Origin of the sequence: Exiguobacterium sp. s122 (assembly GCF_018618475.1) — a bacterium.
Classification (GTDB): domain Bacteria; phylum Bacillota; class Bacilli; order Exiguobacteriales; family Exiguobacteriaceae; genus Exiguobacterium; species Exiguobacterium himgiriensis.
In genome coordinates, this window is record NZ_JACSMD010000001.1 from 1280296 (window position 1) to 1294921 (window position 14626).

At 48.5% G+C, this 14626-nt stretch carries 18 protein-coding genes; 7 read left to right on the plus strand and 11 right to left on the minus strand.

Annotated features, from left to right (window positions below):
- Positions 1-73: 73 nt before the first annotated feature.
- Positions 74-856 (minus strand): LysM peptidoglycan-binding and 3D domain-containing protein, encoded by a 783-nt coding sequence (locus tag KNP92_RS06580; RefSeq protein ID WP_214838778.1) that lies wholly within the window; start codon positions 854-856, stop codon positions 74-76.
- Positions 857-1091: 235 nt separating this feature from the next.
- Here KNP92_RS06580 and KNP92_RS06585 point away from each other — a divergent pair, with 235 nt between their 5' ends.
- Both KNP92_RS06585 and KNP92_RS06590 read left to right on the plus strand, forming a co-directional pair.
- A complete protein-coding gene (locus tag KNP92_RS06585; RefSeq protein ID WP_260564120.1) occupies positions 1092-1325 on the plus strand; it encodes a DUF1294 domain-containing protein in 234 nt (77 codons plus the stop codon).
- A 158-nt stretch (positions 1326-1483) separates the two neighbouring features.
- On the plus strand, positions 1484-2263 hold the full coding sequence (locus KNP92_RS06590) for a helix-turn-helix transcriptional regulator (RefSeq protein ID WP_214838779.1): 780 nt from the start codon (positions 1484-1486) through the stop codon (positions 2261-2263).
- Between the two features lie 33 nt (positions 2264-2296).
- Here the strand turns inward: KNP92_RS06590 and KNP92_RS06595 are convergent, their stop codons facing one another.
- Positions 2297-3055, minus strand: a complete 759-nt coding sequence (locus KNP92_RS06595; RefSeq protein WP_214838780.1) for a glucose 1-dehydrogenase — start codon at positions 3053-3055, stop codon at positions 2297-2299.
- 192 nt (positions 3056-3247) lie between these two features.
- Here KNP92_RS06595 and KNP92_RS06600 point away from each other — a divergent pair, with 192 nt between their 5' ends.
- On the plus strand, positions 3248-4108 hold the full coding sequence (locus KNP92_RS06600) for an alpha/beta fold hydrolase (RefSeq protein WP_214838781.1): 861 nt from the start codon (positions 3248-3250) through the stop codon (positions 4106-4108).
- On the plus strand, positions 4105-4650 hold the full coding sequence (locus KNP92_RS06605; protein ID WP_214838783.1) for a hypothetical protein: 546 nt from the start codon (positions 4105-4107) through the stop codon (positions 4648-4650). Before KNP92_RS06600 ends, KNP92_RS06605 begins: the two co-directional genes overlap by 4 nt.
- 18 nt (positions 4651-4668) lie before the next feature.
- Here KNP92_RS06605 and KNP92_RS06610 read toward each other — a convergent pair whose 3' ends face one another.
- Complete coding sequence (locus KNP92_RS06610; protein ID WP_376778119.1) at positions 4669-4884, minus strand: excalibur calcium-binding domain-containing protein; 216 nt, start codon at positions 4882-4884, stop codon at positions 4669-4671.
- A gap of 177 nt (positions 4885-5061) precedes the next feature.
- On the opposite strand from KNP92_RS06610, the gene KNP92_RS06615 reads away from it, so the two are divergent.
- A complete protein-coding gene (locus KNP92_RS06615; protein ID WP_214838787.1) occupies positions 5062-5259 on the plus strand; it encodes a hypothetical protein in 198 nt (65 codons plus the stop codon).
- A gap of 89 nt (positions 5260-5348) precedes the next feature.
- On the plus strand, positions 5349-6215 hold the full coding sequence (locus KNP92_RS06620) for an AraC family transcriptional regulator (RefSeq protein WP_214838789.1): 867 nt from the start codon (positions 5349-5351) through the stop codon (positions 6213-6215).
- Positions 6216-6507: 292 nt separating this feature from the next.
- On the opposite strand, the gene KNP92_RS06625 is transcribed toward KNP92_RS06620, so the two are convergent.
- The 5 genes from KNP92_RS06625 to KNP92_RS06645 form a co-directional block, all read right to left on the minus strand.
- Positions 6508-6798 (minus strand): hypothetical protein, encoded by a 291-nt coding sequence (locus tag KNP92_RS06625; protein WP_214838791.1) that lies wholly within the window; start codon positions 6796-6798, stop codon positions 6508-6510.
- Positions 6799-6876: 78 nt separating this feature from the next.
- Complete coding sequence (locus tag KNP92_RS06630; RefSeq protein ID WP_214838792.1) at positions 6877-7920, minus strand: SMI1/KNR4 family protein; 1044 nt, start codon at positions 7918-7920, stop codon at positions 6877-6879.
- Positions 7917-8696, minus strand: coding sequence for a hypothetical protein (locus KNP92_RS06635; protein ID WP_214838794.1), 780 nt, complete (start codon positions 8694-8696; stop codon positions 7917-7919). Before KNP92_RS06635 ends, KNP92_RS06630 begins: the two co-directional genes overlap by 4 nt.
- 84 nt (positions 8697-8780) lie before the next feature.
- Positions 8781-10235 carry a 6-phospho-beta-glucosidase BglA gene (bglA, locus tag KNP92_RS06640; RefSeq protein WP_214838796.1) on the minus strand — a complete coding sequence of 485 codons (1455 nt, stop codon included), beginning with the start codon at positions 10233-10235 and terminating at the stop codon, positions 8781-8783.
- 12 nt (positions 10236-10247) lie between these two features.
- Positions 10248-12137, minus strand: a complete 1890-nt coding sequence (locus KNP92_RS06645; protein ID WP_214838798.1) for a beta-glucoside-specific PTS transporter subunit IIABC — start codon at positions 12135-12137, stop codon at positions 10248-10250.
- Between the two features lie 161 nt (positions 12138-12298).
- On the opposite strand from KNP92_RS06645, the gene KNP92_RS06650 reads away from it, so the two are divergent.
- Complete coding sequence (locus KNP92_RS06650) at positions 12299-13009, plus strand: GntR family transcriptional regulator (protein ID WP_214838800.1); 711 nt, start codon at positions 12299-12301, stop codon at positions 13007-13009.
- A 46-nt stretch (positions 13010-13055) separates the two neighbouring features.
- Here KNP92_RS06650 and KNP92_RS06655 read toward each other — a convergent pair whose 3' ends face one another.
- The 3 genes from KNP92_RS06655 to KNP92_RS15920 form a co-directional block, all read right to left on the minus strand.
- Entirely contained in the window at positions 13056-13610 is a 555-nt protein-coding gene (locus tag KNP92_RS06655; RefSeq protein WP_214838803.1) for a suppressor of fused domain protein, read from the minus strand.
- Between the two features lie 46 nt (positions 13611-13656).
- Positions 13657-14046, minus strand: a complete 390-nt coding sequence (locus tag KNP92_RS06660) for a hypothetical protein (RefSeq protein ID WP_214838805.1) — start codon at positions 14044-14046, stop codon at positions 13657-13659.
- 122 nt (positions 14047-14168) lie between these two features.
- On the minus strand, positions 14169-14585 hold the full coding sequence (locus KNP92_RS15920; RefSeq protein WP_214838806.1) for a CPCC family cysteine-rich protein: 417 nt from the start codon (positions 14583-14585) through the stop codon (positions 14169-14171).
- Positions 14586-14626: the final 41 nt, after the last annotated feature.

Consider the following 14626-nt stretch of genomic DNA (forward strand, 5'->3'; position numbering starts at 1 on the left):
GCGAATGTTAACGAATTCGTCAACAAGAACACAAAAAAACACCGCGCTTGCGGTGTTTTTGGGGTCGTACGAATTAGTTTAAGATTGTGATTTTGACTGACTGACGACCGAATTGAAGAGCTTGCTCTTGTGTCGGCATCAAGAGGTCAATTTTGTTGCCTTTGATTGCGCCGCCAGTGTCTCCAGCGATGGCTTCGCCGTATCCTTCAACATAAACTTTCGAGCCGAGTGGGATGACTGAAGGGTCAACCGCGATGACTTTTTGGTTCGGGTTTGAACGAACGTCGATTCCTGTTGCTGTGATTCCTGAACATCCTGCACAGTATGGTGTATAAGCTGTCGCTTCAACAGTCATTGTCCGCCCTGAAGCCGGAGCTTGGGTTTGCGTTGTAGACGTCGACTGTTTTGTGACCGGTGTAGATGTTGAAGCTTTTGGCTTCGCTGCAGGAGCGTCGTTCGCTACTGATGCAGCAGCTGCGCCTTTCACTGCGAATTGCTGACCTGGGAAAATGAGATCTGATGAAAGACCGTTCCATGTCATCAATTGGTTAACTGTGACGCCGTTGTTAGTCGCGATTCGATACAACGTGTCGCCTGCTTTAACGGTATACGTTTTAGATGAGTTCGAAGCTTTTGCTTCTGCCTTTCCAAGTTTCAATACTTGGTTCGGGTAAATCATATTCGAGTTTAAGCCGTTCGCTTGTTTAATGTCGTTTACAGAGACGTTGTTGTTCACGGCGATACGGTACAATGTATCTCCAGACTGAACTGTGTGTGTTGATGCTGCCGAAGCTGGAGCAGCGACTCCTAAACTAAGGCCAGCGAGTGCCGTTAGTGTCAATAGTGGTTTTTTCATAAGAATATTCCTCCCTTTTCTAACGCCCCCTTACTGTAACACCTCTATATTTCACTGCCGTTACAGCATGATATGAGAGTGATATCAGTTCAGTTACAGAACTTTATTGGCGATAAGTCAAGAGTGAATTTCTTACAAAACGGATACAAACGGCTTCATTGAGCCATTTCACGATATACTAAACGAAGAAGAAAGGAGCGAATAGGCTTTGGAACTATTACTGCTATATTACATTGTGACTAATTTACTAGCTTTTATTACGTTTTTTCTTGATAAACGACGTGCAAAAGCGAATGCGTGGCGAATTTCGGAAAGGACGTTGTTGACGTTCGTCTGGATGGGTGGGGCGTTCGGTGCGTATATCGCGATGCGGCTATTCCGTCATAAGACGTTGAAGCCTGCATTTCGACTCGGCGTCCCGATAGCGATCCTGGTCCACGCTGGAATCTCGGCATACTTCATCTTTTGACGCCATTATATAGAAGAAACACGATCACACTGGTTGAGGATTCCTCACTCGAAATGTCAAAATTGACGCTTATAGAACAAGGGTTGGAGTATTGGACCGGTGTGAGATTGTACAAAATGTTCGATTGTTGAGGTGGAGAGATGTATCTTGAAGGAAATATGATTACTGTTGAAACATGCACAGAGCGGAGGATAGAGACGGGTTTCACAACGAGTTCTAACTTTCAGATTTGGCTCGTCACAAAAGGACGTCTTACGGTACGCATCAACGGCACGCATGTCCGGCTTGATCCGGGCATGGCATTGATGCTTGATTGCGGCCAACTCACAAAAGTCGAACGTACGGCAGCACCGTTTCAAATCACGATTGTCCATGTCGACCCGTACGACTTGTTCGCGCCGGCGCTTGTAGAACGGTATGTCGCCCCATATATCGAAACGATTGGATACTACGTGGCGCATCCAGCCGCACCGACGGACAAGGCGACACTCCACACGATCGAGAAAGCGGTCAGGCGTCTCAAGAGCGACTCGGCTTTCGCGTTGCTCGATGCGACGTTACAACTCGCTGTCATCTGGCGCTATTGGATTCAGCAGACACCTGCGACGAGACCACCCGGTCATGACCGAATGAAACGCATGATTTCCTATATACATAACCATGACACGATGAAGCTTACACTCGAGGAGATTGCCGCCGCGGGTGGACTCAGCCGGGCAGAATGTTGCCGTTACTTCTCAAAGTGGGGAGACACCTCACCGCTCGCTTACGTTCAAGACGTCCGGATGCAACGGGCCGCTCGGCTGTTATGTGAAACGTATCTTTCGGTCGCTGAAGTAGCGAACCAGCTTGGCTTTACGAGCGTGAGTCATTTTGTCCAGACGTTCAAGAGAGTTCACAACCGAACGCCGCTCGCGTTTCGCAAACAAAAGACATAACAAAAGCCGACACGCGCGTGTCGGCTTTTATCTTTATCGGGCGGTCCAGCCGCCGTCTGCTTTTACGACGTCCCCGTTGACGAAACTTGAATCATCTGAGGCGAGGAAGAGCGCGACCTTCGCAATTTGATCCGGCTCTCCGATTGGGGCCTCCCCTGCCCCTTGAATGGCCCGCATCCCAAGTTCGCTCGGTGCGGTGATGGTGGCACCGATATTCGTGTTGACCCCGCCCGGTGCGATGGCGTTCGCCCGAATCTTGTTGAACGTGCCGTAAGTCGCAGCAATATTCTTCGTCAGACCAATCAATGCGTGCTTCGAGGCGACGTAGGAGGCCCCGCCACGTGTCCCGAATAGGCCGCCGACCGAGGCGTTGTTAATGATGACTCCACCTGAATCTTGCTTGTCCATGACCTGAATCGCGGCCCGGGCTAGTTTCATCGGTCCGGTCAAATTGACGGCGATGACCCGGTCCCACACCTCGTCCGTCACTTCACCGACCGTCAAAAAGTTGTCCATGATGCCCGCGTTGTTGACCAAGATGTCGAGTGACCCAAACGTCGACGTCGCGGTCTCGACCATCTTGTCGATATCTTCCTGTTTCGTGACGTTCCCCGCAACGCCGACCGCTTCACCACCGGCGTCTTGAATTTCACGTGCGGCCACCTCGACCGCCTCCCCGTTCATGTCGACCGCGACGACGCGCGCCCCTTCTTTTGCGAACAGCTTAGCAATGGCGAGACCCATCCCTGAACCGGCACCGGTCACGATTGCTGTTTTTCCCGATAATTTCACCCGACATTCCTCCTTGTCATCATGAAAAGCGACACAGAAAAACGACAAGTGCGAACTGAACACGTGTCATTGTATTAATACCCCGATTATCACCTATTCATGAGAGGAGTCATCAATTTATTTTACATTTTCATCATACGGTCGCGTACAATAGACACATACAGATACTGGGAGTTGAAAGGTGGAATTCGGTTGCGTCATATTCATGCAGAAGTGGTCGGGAACGGCCCGCCCGTTTTATTTTTACCGGCCGGAGGATTTACCGGAGAAGAAGGACGCTCGCTCGCCGAGAAACTGCGCGGTGATTTCGAGGTCCATTTGCTCGATTTGCCCGGGTTCGGAAAAAGCGAAGGAGTAAGACAAATCGTCGATGCCGAACAGATGGCGGATTGGGTTAACGATTACGTCGTGAGACACCGACTCGGGTCAGTTCATGTGATCGGACACTCCCTAGGAGGTGCGGTCGCACTCGCTTTCGCCACGCAGTATCCGGAGCAAATAACACGGCTCGTCTTGCTCGATCAAGGACACAAGGCGTTCCCGCGTTTCCCGTTAAAAGAATATGGCATTTTTCGCCTTCTCGTCCCGCTCCTGGGCGGGCTCTCTCGTCTGCTAGGACCTCGAGTCGTGGAACGAATTGAAAGGAAGATCGTCTCAGACGAACCACTTCAGCCCATCTCAGACGAACGGTTCCAAACGTTTTGTACGAAGACCGGACTTCCTGAACGAGATGAAATTCGACGCGCATTAAATACGCCGGCCAAGTTCGGTAAAGGCGGATTGAACCTGTTGTTCGGTTTTTATCATCTTGATGTGCCAAAGCTTATGCGTTCTCTTCAGGTCCCGACGTTACTTCTTTATGGCGATTTTGTCGGACTCGATGACAAAGAAGCCCGATTGACGCAGTCAGCCATTCTAGATTTGCAGCGGCATGAGCTCCCAATTACATACATCCGAATGACAGGCGGCCACTTCGTGCATTGGAATCCGGCGTTCCCGATTGAACAAGTGCGACAGTTTATACTAACCGAGAAAGTGAGTGGTCTGAGATGAAGCGTCAGCAAAAGATTGTCCTTCTTATCGTATCAATCATGTTGCTGTCTGCTGGAGTCGTCTGGGGCGTTGAGAAGACGAAGCAACCCCAGTTGCCTGAGGGAGCGGAACCGATTCTCACCTACCCTCTTGATGACCGTGACATGAGTCTCCGCTTTTTCACGCAACGTTTTGTCGACGAATGGAGCGACGATTTGACCTCACAAGGCGTCGGCCTCGAAATTACCATCGACGACCGTATCGAGTCGATTTCTTCGATTTCTCTGTCCGAAGAAAATCTCATGTGGTCGACCGCCGGCCAAACGTGCGAAAATCGATCAGAATGTGTGCCCTACGATATTCTGTACGGGATCAACCAAGGCACGACGACACGTGTCATTGCCGAGTTGAACGGAGAGAGGTACGAACCTGAGCTATTGAAGACAAAGGCCGGGAAAGACGTCTGGCTCATTCTCGTCGACCAAATCGAGTCGATTGAGTCGATTACTGCTTATGATGCTAAAGGGAATGTATCCTATGAGTTCAATAATAAAACAGATTGAGGATTCGTCCTCAATCTGTTAACGTTCACAAGCGATGCCGTCTTGATCCCGGTCTTTCGTGATGTTCGCTTGATATAGCGCGGCATCGACGTGTGGCTTGTATTTTGTTTTTCCACCTACATTTTTGACGGTCTTGTTTTTCGCGACACCGCCTTTATACGTCTTATTCAACTCGGTGCAGTTTTTGAATTTTTTGGCCGCAGCATCGACGGATGATGTCGGTGTCACGCTCATCGTAAATAGGGCAATCCCAGCGATGGTGGCATAGAGTAGTTTCTTCATCGTGTCTTCCTCCTTCGAAACAAGCGATAGGTGACAGGATTCTCTTTCATTATAGGAGGCGTTATTAGCAATTCCCCTTTTTATAAAATTAATGAAAGAAGGCAATCCTTCATCGAGTTATTTATATTGATGCAAGATCGAGCACTTCCGTTACTGCTGCTCGCAACATTCCTGATTTTGAACGTCGTGTTCGTCATCGAGATTTGGAAGCGACGCGCCCACTTCTCCAAAACATTCCTCGTCTTCGCGAGTTCATTTGCTTGTTTACTTATGACATCATCGCTGATCCTCATCCTGTTCACGATGTTCATCGGCTACAATGACTGATGTCTTCCATCCGATGACATCCGTATCGAAATCATCGAGTCACTCTGTTATGTTCGACGTATGATGAATACAGAAAGGAGGGAATGCAAATGCTTGAATCATTGAACCGATTGATGGATCACATCGATCAACATTTGACGGAAGACATTACGAGTGAGGACGTCACCCGAATCGTCGGGGTATCCGATTATCACTTTCGTCGGATGTTTTCTTATATGGCTGGGATGACACTGAATGAATACGTGCGAAACCGGAGACTATCAGAAGCGAATAAAGATTTGATTCATGGAAAATCTGTCACCGATGTGGCCTACACGTACGGGTATCAATCCGTCGACGGTTTTTCAAGAGCGTTTCGAGATTGGTGCGGCTTTTTGCCTTCAGAAGTGATTAAGAACAAAATCCAAAAGTCATTCCCGAAATTCACATTTTTTATCGACATTAAAGGAGGAATCTCAATGGAATTCAAACTAGAACAAAAACCTGCATTCAACGTGGTCGGCGTTACTAAGCGCGTCCCGATTCAATTTGAAGGAGTGAACAACTCAATCGTCGAGTTGGCCCAGTCCATTACGGAACAACAACGAAGCGAGATGCACCAGTTGGCGGACCTTTATCCGCACCAAGTAATGAATGTATCGTATGATTTCGATGAAGGTTATTTGAACGAAAAAGGGTCGCTGACGCATATGATTGGTTTCGCAACAACACAAGAGAATCCGTACGAAGACCTTGAACAAGTCACGATTGCGTCGAACTTATGGGCCGTCTTCCCGAACACCGGGCCGTTCCCGGAGACGCTCCAGGAGACGATGGCCAAGACGTATGCCGAATGGTTGCCGACGTCTGGATATGAATTAGCAGATTTACCGAGCATCTCATTTACAAAGCATGACGGTCCATCAGACAACGTCTATAGCGAAGTGTGGGTGGCGGTCAAAGAGAAAAAACTGTAAACGTGATTTAGGTGCGAAAACCCCTTAGTAGAGCACATGCTCTACTAAGGGGTTCAATCTGCTTTATAGCGGGTCACCTGACCTATTCATTAATGGCTATGAATTTTTGAATGGTACTTCTACACTTACATCTTCTTTAGATAATCAATCAATATCAGTTTATGATTGACCTGATGCTGTCCCTGTCGTTTATAGCCAAGCTTTTAATAGAAATGATGATTCCTAGTATTCAAATGAGGCGTATCCAGCACCCATTCCTCAGCGAGCGGGAATTGTGCCTCAATCAAGTGAATCAATTCTGTCCCAAAACCTTTATTTTAATGCTGTTTCGATAAAAAACTCGATTCAAACGATACTTCCCGTCACCGTTATCGCGTACGTCTGCTCCACCAGCAATCTCTCCATCAATCCAGATGGTGTAATGGATAAATAGTTGAATTTTCTTGATTAAACGCTCAATCGGTTCGTTGACGGGGTTCGTCTTATAGTCTTCGCAGGTGACTAAGTCTTCTTGAAACGCTTCTTTCTGTATATCTAACAGAACAGCTGCTTCATGAATCGTCGACCGTTTAAGAAGTAACATTGTCTGGCTCCAATCGTATGTATTATCTCGTTTTAACCTCGTCTATTCATATAAAATACATAATTAGAAAGAAAAGCATCAGGAATCTATTCGGCTTTCTACATGAATGGTGTCTTGGATGATATAGTGTAAAAACTCAGCAAATGACTTGAGGCGTTCATTCGGATCATAGTCTTCCTCTGGGACGTTCGTGTTCCGGTACACGACGCTCGGCTCTCCGTTCACCTCGGTATCAAGATCAAGGCAGGCATAATAATCTTCTAGATCGTCATAATAAACAGCGATTAAATTTTCTGCCAGCCCATTTTCATAGTCGGTCGGATGATGAAGCTCTCGGTTGATTTCAATCAATTCTTCATCCTCCAAAGAAAAGAATAAATTCTCCCCGAATAGTCCTCCACCGAACTCTTTCAAGAATGTGAGGTAGCTCCCTTTGAATGTTACTCCTAGTTTGTTTTCGATAGCTTTAATTTGTTGATTGGTACAGCCTCTCCCTAACTCCGAAAGCTCAGGGTGCTCAAAAATCAATTGTTTCGCCATTTCATATGACTCTTTTGAGCTATTAGTCGTTAGAGTTTTCTGATTTTCTACGGAACCGTCCCCATCTTTTGTATTACTTGTTTCATCTAAATATTCTTTTGATATAGCGCCACTACACATTATATAAAACTCCTCTGTAAAGGAGTCGCTTATATATTCCGGTTCGGTTATTTCTGCAGGATAAGCCCGAACTTTGACATCTAAACCATCGAATGTATATTCACTTGTGTCTAGAGTAAAAATCAAGCCTTCATCATCATATACATGCTTTCGAATACAGAATAAAGGGGGAGGCAACGGAGGCAGAGACAATCTTGTTAACGCCTCTTTAAATCGATTCGTTCGAATTACGACATCATATTCACTGTTATCTGGGGAGATTCCCCATAGGGCATCCTCGTCCATGACCAGATAGCCATATGTCTCCAAAAATTTACGATACATCGGCGGAAACGTCACATTCAGTTGTTCCTCCGCCTCACGAATCGCTGCTTCCGAAGCTCCTGAACCGTATGTAAACATTTCTGGATACTTCTCAATCATCTTTACGACCCGATTGAACTTCAACTCAATTTTGTTCATCGTGTTTTCTCTCCTTCGTCTCGCACGCGTTTATAGATGTCGATGTCCCCACTTCTGAAGTCGACGCGTGCATTCCAGTTCCGGACGTCAGATTGGATGACGAACACGTCGTCCGACTCCCAGCGACTCGTTCCGAAATACAACGAGAACGCGTACGGGCTCGCAATTTCCTCAATCACCTTCTTTTGAAACAGTCTTATACCTCGTTCGTACCCTTCAATCCAAAACGACGCACCGGTCACCGAGACGATCAATTTGAAAAGCACAATCCGATTGCGTTTTTTGTTCGATTTCGGCGTCTTATTCAGCAAGGCGACCAACTTATAGTCGTTCATTTCAATCTGCTTCAGGCAATGTTCGATCATGTCAGAAATCGGTCGTTCCGAGCTAATCATCTGTCCATCTAACAATGGCACGAGCACGTCCCGAATGACTATCGCGAACTGGTGAAACTTCTCTTTCTCATCAAGCATCATCTCATACGTCTCATAATCGAACGTCTCATGCGTGAACTCGTGCGTCACGAGTTGATGATGTGTGTCATCATACGTATGCGTATTGTATGTATGATTTGTTTCAGCATGGATAAGGTTTATTCCTACAAAATTAGGGTCTTTGAAACGAATGTCCCCGCTCTCCATGAAGCGTGACAACGCACGTGATAACAATTCTTCAAAAACGTATGAAGAATGAATCGCTGTGATGTGTTTCTTTGCCCAGTTCCGGTCGCGCTGCGCGTTTACGCTCGAATATAAACGAATGGTAATGTGCCCCATCTTTTCCCCCTCATTTCTCTCACTTCTTCATTATACAAAAAACTCCCTTTGACAATCATCGAGATCATCAAAAGGAGTCTGAGATTACTTGACCGGTTCGTACGTGAGCGCTTCCCCGTTCGTCTCGATGACGTGCTTGTACCAATCGAACGAATCTTTCTTCATCCGCTCCATCGACCCTTTGCCTTCGTTGTCACGGTCGACGTAAATCATGCCGTACCGTTTTTTCATCTCGCCCGTCGTGAACGAGACGATGTCGATGATGCCCCATGGCGTGTAACCGATTAAATCGACACCATCATAGACGACCGCCTCTTTCAACTGCTCGATATGCGCCTTCAAGTAGTCGATACGGGCCGCATCATGAATCTTCCCGTCAACAATCTCATCGACGGCACCGAATCCGTTCTCGACGATGAAGAGCGGAATTTGATAGCGGTCATACAGTCGGTTGAGCACGTAACGGAGACCGACCGGATCGATCGCCCATCCCCAGTCGCTCGACTTGATATACGGGTTCTCGACGCCGTTCGGTAGACCGCCGTTGACGATATCGCCGCTGTTGTCGGCGACGACGTCACTTTTCACAGTCGTCGACATGTAGTAACTGAACCCGAGGTAGTCGACGGTCCCGTTTTTCAAAATCTCCTCGTCTCCTTCAAGGAACGGAATCATATAGCCTTCACGTTCAAATTCGTTCAAGGCGTAGCTCGGATAGACACCGCGCACTTGCACGTCCGGGAAGAAGTAACGCTGACGCATCATCTCTTCGGCGAGCATGACATCGTCCGGGTTCGACGAGTACGGATAGATTGGCACGTGGGATACCATCGCCCCGATCTCAAAGTCCGGGTTGATCGCCTTCCCTTTCGCGACGGCGAGGGCGCTCGCGATTAACTCGTGGTGGCCCGTCTGATACATGACTTCACGCGCGTTCTCCCCTTCTTCGACGATGACGCCTGAGTTCGTCCATAAGAAGAGCGGGTTGTTGACGTCCATCTTGTTGTTGATCTCATTGAACGTCATCCAGTATTTGACCTTGTCTTTGTAGCGGTCGAAACAGACCTCGGCGAAGCGGACGAAGTGGTCGACGACGGCACGGTTACGGAACCCACCGTACTCGCGTGCGAGGTGGAGCGGCATCTCGAAGTGCGACAACGTGATGATCGGCTCGATATCATGCTTCAACAGCTCGTCGAACAAGTCGTCATAGAACTTGAGACCGGCCTCATTCGGTTCTGCGTCGTCCCCGTTCGGGAAAATTCGGCTCCAGCCGATCGACGTACGGAGACACTTCAAGCCCATTTCGGCGAACAAGGCGACATCCTCTTTATAGCGGTGGTAGAAATCGATCGCCTCATGGTTCGGATAAAACTCGTTCGGCTCGACCTTGTCCGTGATGCGACGCGCGACGCCGTGAGCACCGGCCGTCAAGACGTCAACGACGCTCGGCCCTTTGCCGTCGGCGTCCCAGCCACCTTCAAATTGATGAGCAGCCAGTGCGCCGCCCCATAAAAAGTCTTTTGGTAATGTTTTCATTGTAGTTCCTCCTTAATTGTTCACAACCGTGAGCATCACTTGTGTTGAATCTGTCTTTTCGTTTGATTGAACGAGTACATCGGCGTATGTCGCACTGTTCGTCACGATGACCGGTGTAATCGTCGAGATGTTATGGGCTACAATCATGTCACGGTCAAACGTCGTCAACACATCGCCCGCTTTGAAGGAATCCCCATCCTTCACGTGTACGGTGAACGGTTTCCCATCGAGCGTGACCGTATCAAGACCGACGTGAATCAAGATTTCAATTCCTGAGTTCGAGCGGAGACCAATCGCATGTTTCGTCGGTGCGACCATGACGACCGTCCCATCAAACGGGGCTACGACGTTATTCCCGTCTGGTTCGACGGCGTAACCTTTCCCCATCGCCCCGGAGCCGAACACGTCGTCCGGGACGTCGGTCAACGCGAGGACATTCCCTGACACCGGTGAGACGATCGTCTCTTCCTGAACGAGCGTTGCACTTGCTTCTGCCGTCGCCGGTGTTTCTGTCGCTTCTGTCACTTGTTTAGCCGTATCTTCTCCAAAACCGAAGAGTTGAATCAAGACGACCGGGAGAATGATGGCGATTGCCGTCCCGATCAATAGTCCCCAGATGGATGAAGGGACGTCCGAGCTGATCCCGTTTACGAGCGTGAGCGGACCCGGTAGACCGGCATAGGCGAAGTAGTACGGGTTGAAGAAACTGGCGACGATGGCGCCAATCGCACCTGAGATACAGCCGAAGATGAACGGTTTTTTGAAACGGAGCGTGACCCCGTAAATGGCGGGCTCGGTAATTCCGAACAGACCGGTGATTCCAGCCGAGACACCAACTTTTTTCGTCTCTTGACTCTTCGCTTTCAAGATGACACCGAGCACGGCACCGACTTGGGCGATGACGGCGATCGTTTGATATGCCTGAAACGAGTCGCGGCCGTATAAATCGAAGTTCGCGAGCACCATCGGCGTGACGCCCCAATGGACACCGAAGATGACGACGACTTGCCATAAGCCACCGATAATGGCACCGGCGAGCATCGGCGCGTTTTCTGCTAAGAAGTTATACCCGTTCGCGATTCCGACCGCACCCATCGTCGTGATCGGTCCGATGACAAGAATCGTCAGCGGCACCATGAGTACTAAACTGAAGAACGGGACGAATAGTGGACGAATGACCTCGTTCATATGTCGGTTCAAGAACCGCTCGACGTAAGATAAGATCCAAACGAGGAAGAGCGGTGGCAAGACGGAAGACGTGTACGTCGTCCCCGACAAGGCGAGCCCGAGGAAACTGATTGTCTCCCCTGACGTGATGCGTGCTGCCATCTCTGCCCATGTCGGGCTGACCAATGCCGCGCTCGCCGCCACGGCGATGAACGTGTTCGTCTTGAAATGCTTTGACGCGGTAATGGCGATAAAGATCGGTAAGAACGTGAACGGCGCCCACGAGATGAAGCTGAACACTTCGTACGTTCCTGTCTCGGCGAACCCTTCAAAGAGAAGTGTCGTGATGATGAGCGTCCCTTGCAAAATCCCCGCGGCCGCTAAAATATAGATGAACGGAGCGAACACGGCAGACATCGTCGCGATGATACGGTTGAGGACGGTCCCTTTATTGCCTTCTTCCGTCTCATTCGTCTCCATCTTCACGAGTTTCGAGAACTCATCGAACACTTCCCCGACATGTTGCCCGATGACGACCTGGAATTGACCACCCGTCTCGACGACCGTGATGACCCCCGGCATCGCCATGACTTTCTCTTTCGCTTGCGGATTCGACCGTTTCAACACGAGGCGAAGCCGTGTCGCGCAACGCGCAGCATTGATGACGTTCTCTTCCCCACCGACCGCATCTAAAATGTCACGGGCGAGCTTTGAATAATCCCGAACTTTACTCAAGTGAAAACCCTCCTTTGATATAACGCTTACATTTTGTACACTCTTACTATAATTGTACCGGTACAATTAATCAAGACCGATATAAAATATTTGTGTGACCATTTTTCTGATGGCCATATGATATAATAGTGACACCATGACAATGTAGATGAGGGACAAGGATGCTAAAATACCAACAAATTGCAGCAGAGATTGAGCAGTACATTAATGATCAGGATTTAAAGCAAGGGGATAAGTTGCCCGTACTCGAGCAGTTGATGAGTCAATATGGCGTCAGTAAGAGCACCGTCACGAAGGCGCTCGAGTTGCTTGAACGTCGCGGTGTCATCTTTCAGTTGCGGGGAAGCGGGATCTTCGTCCGACGTCACAACCGCCCGGGCTACATGAGCCTGTTCTCGACGCAAGGGTTTAAAAACAACCTCGGCGACCGCGTCTTGACGTCGGATGTGCTCGATGTGTCGATCACGAAGCCGAGTGAAGACGTCGCTAGAAACTTAGGGATTGACGTAGCAGATGACGTGTATCGCGTCGAACGGATCCGCTACGTCGATGGGGAAGTGTTTTGTTACGAGGAGTCGTATTATGTGAAGGCGATCGTACCCTATTTGAATCGGGAGATTGTCGCCGACTCGATTTTCGACTACGTCCAAAGTGCGCTCGGCGTCACGATCGGTTTTTCCGATATGTATATGCAGGTCGGGCGACTGAACGAGACGGAGGCCGGTTATCTTGGCCTGAAGATGGACGACCCGACGCTCCGCATCGAGACGATTTTCCATCTGACGAACGGGAAGCCGTTCGACTACTCACGAATCACCTATCATTACGAGCACTCGCAGTTCGTCGTCCAGGCGAACGGGCCATACATGTGAAAACACCGCTCGACGCGATTTGCGTGGAGCGGTGTTTTGGTGTGGTTCAGACGAGCGGTTTGCGTTTCAAGTCGAGTAACGCACCATCCGTTTTATAAAGCAATTCGTTGAACCGTTCTACCCCGTGCGCTTCGATGAACGCTTCTTCAGATGGGAAGATGGGAATGAACCAGACCGGGACTACGGTTTGCTCGTCCCCTTCATACGCATGAAACGACTCATCAAAATAAAAAGGTTTCGCCACATAGATTGCTGAGAAGTTCAATCGTTTGAAAACGTTCGGGGGGAGTTCGAAATACTCACCGAGTTTGAAGGCGTGATGTGTCTCGAGCGCATGCGTCGTTAATTGCCATAACAACTCGAGCACGTCTTCATACGAACGTTTTTGCTTGAAACTCAACAAGAGCTCTTGGTGTGTCTGGGTACCGTCCTCGTTTTGTAGCGTATGCCAATGAAGGCCTAGCGTCGAGAGGGTAAACGTATCGGTCATAGGACTGTCATTGAACTGCAAGAACTGCACGGCCTGCTCTAACAAATCGTCCGTCTCGAATTGATTCGTGAATTCTCCACAGTGGGCTTCAAGGTGTTCTAAATAATCCAATGGTTCCTCCTACTTTCTTTTAAGTGGTAGTGCTACATATGCGACTTTATTGAGTCAAATAATTATACGCATCCGAATCGACTGCGCATATTTTCTGAATATAGTCTAAACAATCAGATTCGCTAGGAAACGTGTGAGGCGTTAGTATGATGTCACATGAGGCCATGGCGACATGATGCAGGAGTTGTTCGACAACTTCAAACACTTCAGCTATGAGCTCTAGACTCAAGCTAATGTTTGGGGTCACAAGATAACTGACATGAATCACGTTGTCCTTCGGTTCAAAAAAAGGCGTCTCATGTTCGGAAAGCCATGGGTAATCGCTAAGTTCACTTGGCCTTCTCTCATCTTTGATGACAAGGAACGTATCCGTCTCATTACGCCGTACTCGCCAAACTTCACAATCGATTGAGTTAAATTCTCTAAATAAGTTCAAGCCAATCCCCCTCGGGCATACTCTCGACATTTAAAAGTTGTTCTGTCACTCAAGAGTGCCGCATACGATTAGTAAGGTAAAATCTTACGGCATGATATGCTGTATCGTTTTCGAAACAACTTTTATTCATCAGACTGCCCAAATTCACAACCAAACGTCCATCCATTCAGCTTTAACATTTTTTCAAACTGTTCATTGAATCGATTGATATCAACATCCTTATTCTTTTTTCGGTGTCGAACTATACCGTTGATGAATAGTGAGGGGGACCTCGACGGAGTCGTTTCCCAAACAGGTTTCCATGCCGCGTCCTTTTCATATTCTCTCGATGGACGAGCGCCGACCAACTGTTCCTCGGAAACCCCAAAACGAATCACATTCCGTTGACCCGTTCGTAACGAAACAACGTTTGCGCCTCCCCAAACGTCGGGATCTACACCATCATCCTCCCAAAAACAGTTCGGACAAATCAAAAACGTTCCTGGCGGCTTCTCCTCCATCGTTTTGTACCCGCAACAGATACACGTATATGTTTCCATTTATACAGCTCCAATTCGTAAAAAATATGCAACAAGCAATA